Consider the following 8,123-nt stretch of genomic DNA (forward strand, 5'->3'; position numbering starts at 1 on the left):
CGTCGGTGAACGATCGCACTGCTCTGGACGAGCGCCTCGTGGAACGGGCTCGCCGCGCGCACCTCGACCACTGGCGACGCTTCCGACTGCCAATCTCTGCGGAGACACTCCGGAAGCAGCTTGGGTTGGTGCGGCAACGTCCGCGCCTTTAGTGGTGTGGACCGTTTCGGATGTTCGCCGCTGTCTTCGAACCGGCGGCGACAGATGGCCCCGGCATCCTGTTCGGGATGGTCGACGCTGAAGCGCAGTTCGAGCTGGCACAGATGTTCGTCATTCGACGATCCCGACGCTGATGGCGGTTCGTGAGAGGACGTCGTGTTCTCGCAGCCGGGCGCACTGCCCGCGATCACGGTTGTGAGCAGGTACCCTGGGGGGTACCAGAGGAGGTTGGTGTGGAGCTGAACGGAGACGTGGTCGCGGACGTGCGCAAGCGGCTGCGGCGGGCGCAGGGGCAGGTCGGGGGCGTGATCCAGATGATGGAGGACGGCCGGGACTGCAGGGACGTCATCATCCAGCTCGCCGCGGTCTCCCGGGCGCTGGACCGGGCTGGGTTCCGGCTGATCGCCAGTGGGCTGGAGCAGTGCCTGTCTGATGATTCGGAGCAGGGTGCCGCCGATCGTGAGCAGCTGGAAAAGTTGTTCCTGACCCTGGCGTAAGGGCGTAGGCAGCCGGGCGGGAGCAGGAAGCACCGCATGGCCTTGAAATCGTCGGGCAGCCCGCTCGGGCTGTTCGAGGTGCTCGGCGAGGACGTCCTCGCCGAGTCGGCGGGTGGACTCCTCCAGTGTGTGCGTTGACCTCGCCGCAGGTCTGTAACCTGCGGCGTGAACTCGCCCGGGCGGGCGTGCCGCCAGCAGCCGTGCTCGTCGAGCAGAGTGACGACGTCGACCAGGCGGTCGCGGAGGGTATCAGGATGAAGTAGCAATTGAAGGTCAGCCGCGCGTAGCCCGGCTTGAACCCGTCGTAGCCGCGGGCGGGTTCGTACGTCGAGACGTGACCTGGCGGGGTCGATGGCGAGCAGCCGGTTTCCGTAGGGGTCGGCGCAGAGCAGCCACTGCGGGCCTGGATGCCGAACAGGTTGTCAAGGGCGGCGACCGCGAAGTTGTGGTGCAGCAAGAGCTGACCGGGCTGGATCCGCAACGACACGGTGGCCGTGCCAATCGATGGTCGCCGAGCATCTGGATTCGCGGACGCGCGACCGGCGTGCACGGCTGCCGCCACAGTCGTTCTTGCTGGGCTTGGATGGGACCGCGTCGACCGAGTCCTTGAGGACGAAGACGATGCCCGCGCGGATCGACTCCACGGTCGCAGGAGTGTCGCCTTCCTCGCGGGCGACCGGATCGTCGAGGTAGCAGTTGTCCGCGCGGGCCGGCGAAGGTCACGCTGCCGCCGCCCGGATCGGTCGGGACACGGTGGGTGTAGACGTCGCGCCGCACGACGAGAGCCCCGGGGGTCTGCGCGCCGCCGACAAACTTGTGCGGGGACCGGATGGGCGCGTCCTCGTAGTGCCCGCGGCCGGGCGCGCTTTCGGCCGCCCCGGATCGGCCGTAGGAGATGTGCCGACCGCCGCATAGGCCCATAAGGACAGTGCGCCGTGCTGGTGCAGCAGTGCTGTGATCCCGGTCGGCGTCGGTGAGAATGCCGGTGACATTGGACGTCGCGGAGAAGCTGCCGATCCGCAGCGATCCCCACCGAAGTGCTCAGCGGCGGCCGAACAGCCGCCACGGTTTCCGCCCCGCCTGCTCGGCTGCGCAGGAGCAGCGCTCGGAGGCGGGTACGTCGACCAGCACCTGCTCGACGTGGTTGCCACAGCCGCGGTAGGACGGCTTCCCGCATTTCGAACAGGCGATCCTCTGGCACATCCGGTGTTCCTCCGTGGGTCTCGAGACCGTGCCCCTAATATCACTATACCCCCTGGGGTACTTGGAAAGGGCGATCGAGGGACCAAAGCCTCTGGAAGTTCGCGCGGGAATGCTGTGACGCTGCGGTTGTGAGAAGAAGTCGTCACGTGTCCGACTATGCCCCCCGGGAGTATCTGGAGAAGTGGTGGAGAATGAGCTATCCTGGATTCAGATACCCCTGGGGGTATAAGGAGAAGACCCTATGATCGAGATCATCGCCATCGACACACCGAGCCTCGGTGACCGCAGCTACCTCGTCGGCGACGGCACCACGGCGTTCGTGGTCGATCCGCAGCGCGACATCGACCGGGTCCTGGACCTGGCCGGAGTGCGTGGGTGGCGGATCACGAACGTGTTCGAGACCCACATCCACAACGACTACGTGACCGGCGGGCTCGCCCTCGCCTGCGCCACCGGCGCGGCCTACCACGTGAACGGCGCGGACCCAGTCTCGTTCGAGCGCACGCCCGTCGAGGACGGCGACGTGATCGACGTCGGAGCAGGCATGCGCGTGCGGGCTATGGCCACCCCGGGACACACCTTCACCCACCTCTCGTACGTGCTGGAGGCGCCGGGCCGGAGCCCGGCGGTGTTCACCGGTGGTTCGCTGCTGTACGGCTCCACGGGCCGCCCCGACCTGCTCGGCCCGGCTCACACCAGTGAGCTGGTGAAGCGGCAGTACGCGTCGGCGCACCGGCTGGCCGAGGTGCTGCCGGACGAGGTCGAGATTTATCCCACGCACGGCTTCGGCAGCTTCTGCTCCGCCTCGCAGTCCGAAGCCGATCGGTCGACGATCGGCCGGGAGAAGCAAGTCAACCCGGTGCTCACCCAGGACGAGCGAGCCTATGTCGACGAACTGCTGGCGGGGCTGGACGCCTATCCGGCGTATTACGCGCACATGGCTCCGGCGAACTTGGCCGGCCCCGCTGCGCCCGACCTGACCGATCCGGCGACTGCGGATCCGGCGGAACTCCGTTCGCGCATCGAGGTGGGGGAGTGGGTGGTGGACCTGCGGTCGCGGACCGCGTTCGCCGCAGGGCACGTGGTGGGCACCCTGAACTTCGGCGCCGACGGCAGTTTCGCGACCTACTTGGGCTGGCTCATTCCCTGGGGCACCGCGCTGAGCCTGCTCGGCGACACGGCGGACCAGGTCGCCGACGCGCAGCGCGAGCTGGCCCGGATCGGCATCGACCGCATCGAGGCGGCAGCTTCCGGCACCCCGGAAATGTGGTCGGGTGACGCGCCGCTGGGGTCGTTCCCCCGGGCGGAATTCGGCGAGCTGGCCTTGGTGCGTCACCACCGGCCGGTGACGGTCCTCGATGTCCGGCGCGACCTGGAATGGGCGCAGGACCACATCGACGGTGCCCTGCACATCCCGCTGCACGACCTGATGGACCGCCTCGGCGAAGTGCCGGCCGGAGAAGTGTGGGTGCACTGCCAGGCCGGCTATCGCGCGTCGATCGCGGCCTCGGTCCTCGCCGCGGCCGGACACCTGGTTGTCGCGGTGGACGACGAGTTCGACCGGGCGGCATCGGCCGGGCTGCGCATGGCGGCCGGCTGAGGCGGACTCCATGACGGTCCTGCTGTCCGCGGTGTTCGGCCTGGTTGTCGGCGGCCCTGGGTGTGCTCGGCGCGGGCGGCTCCATCCTGGCGATCCCGGCCTTGGTCTATGGGGTCGGGTTGCCGCTCAGCTCGGCGATCCCGACGTCGCTGGTGGTCGTGGCGATGTCCGCGGCGGGTGGCCTGGTGTCCCGCTGGCGGTCGAAGGTGATCCGCTGGCCCGTCGCGCTCGTCTTCGCCGTGGCGAGCGTCCCCGCCGCGTTCGCCGGCACGGCGCTGGGGAAGCTGATTCCGGACCGATGGCTGCTGGTCGCCTTCGCTGGTCTGATGACGATGGTTGGCGTGCGGATGCTCACCGCAGCCCCGGCGCCGGACGGCGCCTGCCGGACCAGTGAGGGCGGGGTGAACTGGCGCAGCTGTGCGCCCAAGGCTCTGGCCGTCGGCGCGGTCGTCGGGGTGCTCACCGGCCTGTTCGGAGTCGGCGGCGGGTTCGTCATCATCCCCGCACTGACGATGCTGCTGGGGCTCACCGCGCCGGAGGCCGTCGCGACCTTGCTGGTCGTCATCGTGCTCACTTCGCTGAGTGGGCTGGTGGCCCACGCGACCACCCTGCCCGACCTCGACTACCGCGTCGCCTCGGTGTTCGCCACAGTCGCCCTGCTGGCGTCCGTGGCAGCCGGGCGCTTCGGCAACCGGCTTCCGGGACGAACGGTGCGGCGCATGTTTGCCTACCTGGTTCTGGCGGTGGCCGTCGGAGTGGTGGCAGCGGCCGTGTTCACCCCCGCCGCACTGCGCGGCGGGTGAGATGTCAACTGTCGAAAAAATGATGGCCCAGCGGAGGTTCTGCCGTATCTTGCGCAGGGCGCGTGCCCGATCGGACAGCGCAATCGCCGCCGGTGCCGACGAGATCAGGAGCCGCCGGATGTGGAGTGGCGGAGCTGACGCAGCGTCTCGAGGTCGCGCCGGTAGGTCTGCTCGTCGATCTCGCCGCGCGCGAACCGCTCGGCCAGCACCTGTTCCGGGGTCGACCGTTCACCGTCACCGGGGCCGGATCTGCGGCTGAGGACGCGGACCAGGGCGATGATCGCGACGATCACCAGTGCCCACAACACCAGGTTGCCGATGGTCATGAGCGCGAGGCCCCAGCCGCTCATTCCGTATCCGTCCCAGTACATCGTTGTTCTGTCCCATCACTACTCGGTTTGGGAACGTCGCTCAGCTTTGGGTCTGTCCTCGATGGCTCGGGCCATCATCAGCGCGCCCACCGGTGGGGAAATGCTGCGATGATTGCCTGCGGCGGGCGTTTCGGTTGGTGGTTATTCACCAGCTCCCCGTCTCCGGAGACTTCCAGCGTGCGCGGATCGTGGTCGGGATGCGATGGGCCAACGTCTCACCTCGCAGGGCACAAGGTCCTCTTCGCGCTGGAGCGGCTCATGTTGTGACGCTGTGCAGCCGCTCCGAACTGGTCGGCCCGGGTTCCGTGGTCGATTGTGTGTGGTAACGCTTCGAGCGCAACTGCGTTGACCGCGACGATGACGCTGGAGCCGGACATGGCCAGCGCGGCGATTTCGGGGCGTAGTACGAGGCCGAAGGAGGGCTTGAACACGCCGGCGGCGATGGGTAGGGCGATGGTGTTGTAGCCGACGGCCCAGCCGAGGTTCTGTCGCATCTTGTGCAGGGTGCCGCCGATCGCGATGCCGACGTCGGCTTGCGCGAGGGCGGGTGCGTCTTTGACGCCGTCGCCGGCCATGGCGACCTTGCGGCCGCCCGCTTGGAGTTCGGCCCCGGTCGTCGGGGGACAGGTGGCCCCGAAGTCGTCGGTGAAACACACGGGGTGCCGTGCGGGTACACAGAATGGACACTGGGGGCAGGACATGTGTGGAGAGTCAGTCGCTGGCGCGCACCCTGATCAACGAAGAGGGGTCGCAGAGGATGGATGGCTATCGCTGGATGACGTGCTGGTGGTGGGTTTGGCCGGTGTTGATCGTGGTTGGTCTGTCGGTTTTGGTCTATCTGGGGGTCCTGCTGGCGCGGGCCAGGCTCAGCGGGTCCCGAGGGGGAGGGGCTGACGGAGGTGCCGGCCACTCGGCGCGACGGGTTCTTGACGAGCGCTACGCCCGGGGGGAGATCGACGAGGAGGAGTACCGGCGCCGGAAGGCCGAGCTGCAGTGAGCAGGGAGCCGATCAGTCGTCGCCGCGCCCTCGGTTTGCTCGGGCTGGGGGCGGCGAGCGTCGCGGCCGGTGCTACCGGGTGGGCGATGGGGCTGGGGGCTGACGGCGGGGGCGGGGGCCTGTCACTCGGGGCGAGCGGGCAGCCTCTGGCTGAACCCGTGGAGTTGAGCAGCCGGGCCGGCGTGTTGCCGGTGCAGCTGACGGCAGCACCGGGAGTGCGTCTTGCTGGCCGTGACACCGCGGCGTGGGGGTTCAACGGCACGTCACCTGGCCCGACGCTGCGGGTGCGGCCGGGTGATGTGCTGCGCATCCGGCTGGTCAATGAGCTGGGTCAAGCGACCAATCTGCACACCCACGGCCTGTATGTCTCCCCGCAGGGCAACAGCGACAACCCGTTCCTGAGGATCGAAACGGGGACGAGTTTCGACTACGAGATTCGTGTTCCGGACGATCACCCGGCCGGGACGTTCTGGTACCACCCGCACCACCACGGCACGGTGGCTGATCAGATCTTCTCCGGTCTCGCCGGGGCACTGCTCGTCGACGGTGGCCCCGCGCTCGCCGCACAGGAGCGGCTCCTGCTGATCACCGACACCACGTTGGACGCCGCGGGCAGCGTGGCGTCGGTGCCCGCCATGAGCAGGATGATGGGCCGCGAGGGCACGTTGGTGCTGGTCAACGGCCAGCACCAACCCGTCGTCGCGGCCGCACCCGGAGCCGCGCAGCGGTGGCGGGTCATCAACGCCTGCACCTCCCGCGTTCTGGCCCTGCGGCTGCAGGGCCACCAGCTCACCCAGGTGGCCCTCGACGGCCGATTCCTGCCCGCCCCCACGGCGCGGGATCTCGTCGTGCTGGCACCGGGTAACCGCGCCGACCTCCTCATCCAGCCCACTGCACCCGGCCAATACTCCCTGGTCAGCGACGATTATGACCGCGGCAGCATCATGGGCGGAGGCTCGGTCACCAGCAGCCAGGTTGTCCTGGGCACCCTGGACGTGACTGGGCCCGAGGCGGCGGCACCGACGCTACCCGCCACACTGCCCGCGCCACCCATGCCGGCAGGCCCGATCGTGCGACAGCGTCAACTCACCTTCGGCATGGGTACGGGTATGGGTGGCATGGGCACGGGAGGAGAGATGATGAGCTTCACCATCGACGGACGCAGATACGATCCCACCCGCGATGATCAAACCGTCCAACTCGGCACCACCGAAGACTGGACGGTCATCAACACCAGCCCCATGGTCCACCCGTTTCACCTGCACGTCTGGCCCATGCACGTCGTAGGCGACAGCACCGGCACGACTCCGATCGGGAGACAACAAGACGTCGTCATCGTTCCCGCCCGTGGCTGGGTGCGCCTGCGCATCGCATTCGCCGACTACCCCGGCCGCAGCGTCTACCACTGCCACATCCTCGACCACGAAGATGTCGGCATGATGGCCACCGCCCACGTCCAGAGCTAGCAACAAGGCGTGACCGGTGATCGCGACTACCCCGACCCGGCCGCATGCACCCGCGTGGAGGTTCTGGCTGGACATGGGCAAACGACTTTACCTGGACGCATGGGCGGCGTGAACACGATGGCCGGCGTGCGTGTGGTGGGGCGTCGGTTGCCAGCGCACTGCTCGCTGCGCACGTTCGCTACGACGATCACGCAAACCCGCTCTGCGCCGCTTCCGAAGTGGACGGTCACTTATCTCGGTTCTCGACATGGCCGTGCGCTGCAGGTCACATCCGACGACGGTGTTCTGATCTCGTCGACTTCGGCCTGCAGGCGTGCCCGATGTGCTCGCTGCGGCGGCGATGTCGTCGGCTTCCGTGTGGACGGTCTCCGACGTGCTCGTTTCACTTCGATCGTCAGATGTTGCCGCGTTCGGTGCGCGTAGGTGTATTTGGCCATCAGGTTGGTGGCAGTCGGCTGGTGGGTGGGTGGCCGCCGAGTGCGCTGTGGCGGCGTTGAGTGTTGTAGTGCTGGAGCCAGGGTGCAAGGGCTGCGGTGCGGTCAGCGTTGCTGGCGAAGGTCTCGGGTGCGACTGGAATGCTGCCGGTGTGTCGCGGTTCCAGTTGCGGTCAGATGATCAGTGGGCTTTGATCGAGGAGCTGCTTCCGGTTCGCACTGGCAAGCAGGGTCGGCCGTTCCCCGATGCCCGGTCGATGGTCGAAGGGATCATCTACCGGTATCGGTGCGGGATTGCGTGGCGGGATGTGCCCGACGTGTTCGGTCCGTGGCAGACGATCTGGACCTGGCATCGCCGGATGGCCGGTGACGGCACCTGGGACATCGTGCTGCAGCGACTGCGCACCGCCGCAGATTCTGCAGGCTTGGTCGAGTGGTCGGTGTCGGTGGATTACACGATCGCCCGCGCGCATCAGCACGCCACCAACATCACCCGCCCTGGGGTGTGTCAAGGTTCTTGGACGGTCCTCGGTGGGTTGCCTCAGGCCGCGCTCGCGGTGAGGTGATCACGGTAGGCCTCGACCGGGGTGCGG

General features: G+C 68.0%; 10 protein-coding genes and 1 pseudogene. 7 read left to right on the forward strand and 4 right to left on the reverse strand.

Features of this window, described 5'->3' with window-relative positions:
- Nucleotides 1-170 precede the first annotated feature (170 nt).
- Together AB0K15_RS39280 and AB0K15_RS39285 are read left to right on the forward strand one after the other, a co-directional pair.
- Nucleotides 171-293 (forward strand): hypothetical protein, encoded by a 123-nt coding sequence (locus AB0K15_RS39280; protein ID WP_364062841.1) that lies wholly within the window; start codon nucleotides 171-173, stop codon nucleotides 291-293.
- Between the two features lie 99 nt (nucleotides 294-392).
- On the forward strand, nucleotides 393-656 hold the full coding sequence (locus AB0K15_RS39285) for a metal-sensitive transcriptional regulator (RefSeq protein WP_220241501.1): 264 nt from the start codon (nucleotides 393-395) through the stop codon (nucleotides 654-656).
- Between the two features lie 1,041 nt (nucleotides 657-1,697).
- On the opposite strand, the gene AB0K15_RS39290 is transcribed toward AB0K15_RS39285, so the two are convergent.
- Nucleotides 1,698-1,859, reverse strand: coding sequence for a hypothetical protein (locus tag AB0K15_RS39290; protein WP_364062844.1), 162 nt, complete (start codon nucleotides 1,857-1,859; stop codon nucleotides 1,698-1,700).
- Nucleotides 1,860-2,100: 241 nt separating this feature from the next.
- Between AB0K15_RS39290 and AB0K15_RS39295 the strand changes: the two genes are divergently transcribed.
- Nucleotides 2,101-3,459: an MBL fold metallo-hydrolase gene (locus AB0K15_RS39295; RefSeq protein ID WP_364062847.1), complete on the forward strand. Its 1,359-nt coding sequence runs from the start codon at nucleotides 2,101-2,103 to the stop codon at nucleotides 3,457-3,459.
- 44 nt (nucleotides 3,460-3,503) lie between these two features.
- On the forward strand, nucleotides 3,504-4,262 hold the full coding sequence (locus tag AB0K15_RS39300; RefSeq protein ID WP_364062850.1) for a sulfite exporter TauE/SafE family protein: 759 nt from the start codon (nucleotides 3,504-3,506) through the stop codon (nucleotides 4,260-4,262).
- A gap of 104 nt (nucleotides 4,263-4,366) precedes the next feature.
- Here the strand turns inward: AB0K15_RS39300 and AB0K15_RS39305 are convergent, their stop codons facing one another.
- Both AB0K15_RS39305 and AB0K15_RS39310 read right to left on the reverse strand, forming a co-directional pair.
- Complete coding sequence (locus AB0K15_RS39305) at nucleotides 4,367-4,633, reverse strand: SHOCT domain-containing protein (protein ID WP_364062853.1); 267 nt, start codon at nucleotides 4,631-4,633, stop codon at nucleotides 4,367-4,369.
- A 215-nt stretch (nucleotides 4,634-4,848) separates the two neighbouring features.
- On the reverse strand, nucleotides 4,849-5,208 hold the full coding sequence (locus tag AB0K15_RS39310; protein ID WP_364062856.1) for a hypothetical protein: 360 nt from the start codon (nucleotides 5,206-5,208) through the stop codon (nucleotides 4,849-4,851).
- Nucleotides 5,209-5,336: 128 nt separating this feature from the next.
- Here AB0K15_RS39310 and AB0K15_RS39315 point away from each other — a divergent pair, with 128 nt between their 5' ends.
- Together AB0K15_RS39315 and AB0K15_RS39320 are read left to right on the forward strand one after the other, a co-directional pair.
- The gene (locus AB0K15_RS39315) at nucleotides 5,337-5,630 is read left to right on the forward strand and encodes an SHOCT domain-containing protein (protein ID WP_364062859.1); all 294 of its coding nucleotides are present in this window, start codon (nucleotides 5,337-5,339) and stop codon (nucleotides 5,628-5,630) included.
- Nucleotides 5,631-5,788: 158 nt separating this feature from the next.
- Entirely contained in the window at nucleotides 5,789-7,096 is a 1,308-nt protein-coding gene (locus AB0K15_RS39320) for a multicopper oxidase family protein (protein WP_364062862.1), read from the forward strand.
- A gap of 436 nt (nucleotides 7,097-7,532) precedes the next feature.
- Here the strand turns inward: AB0K15_RS39320 and AB0K15_RS39325 are convergent.
- Nucleotides 7,533-7,658: pseudogene (locus AB0K15_RS39325) on the reverse strand (integrase core domain-containing protein); the annotation flags it as partial.
- Between the two features lie 24 nt (nucleotides 7,659-7,682).
- Between AB0K15_RS39325 and AB0K15_RS39330 the strand changes: the two are divergent.
- Nucleotides 7,683-8,096, forward strand: a complete 414-nt coding sequence (locus tag AB0K15_RS39330) for a transposase (RefSeq protein ID WP_364062877.1) — start codon at nucleotides 7,683-7,685, stop codon at nucleotides 8,094-8,096.
- Nucleotides 8,097-8,123: the final 27 nt, after the last annotated feature.

This window comes from Amycolatopsis sp. NPDC049253 (genome assembly GCF_040678995.1).
Lineage (GTDB): Bacteria > Actinomycetota > Actinomycetes > Mycobacteriales > Pseudonocardiaceae > Amycolatopsis.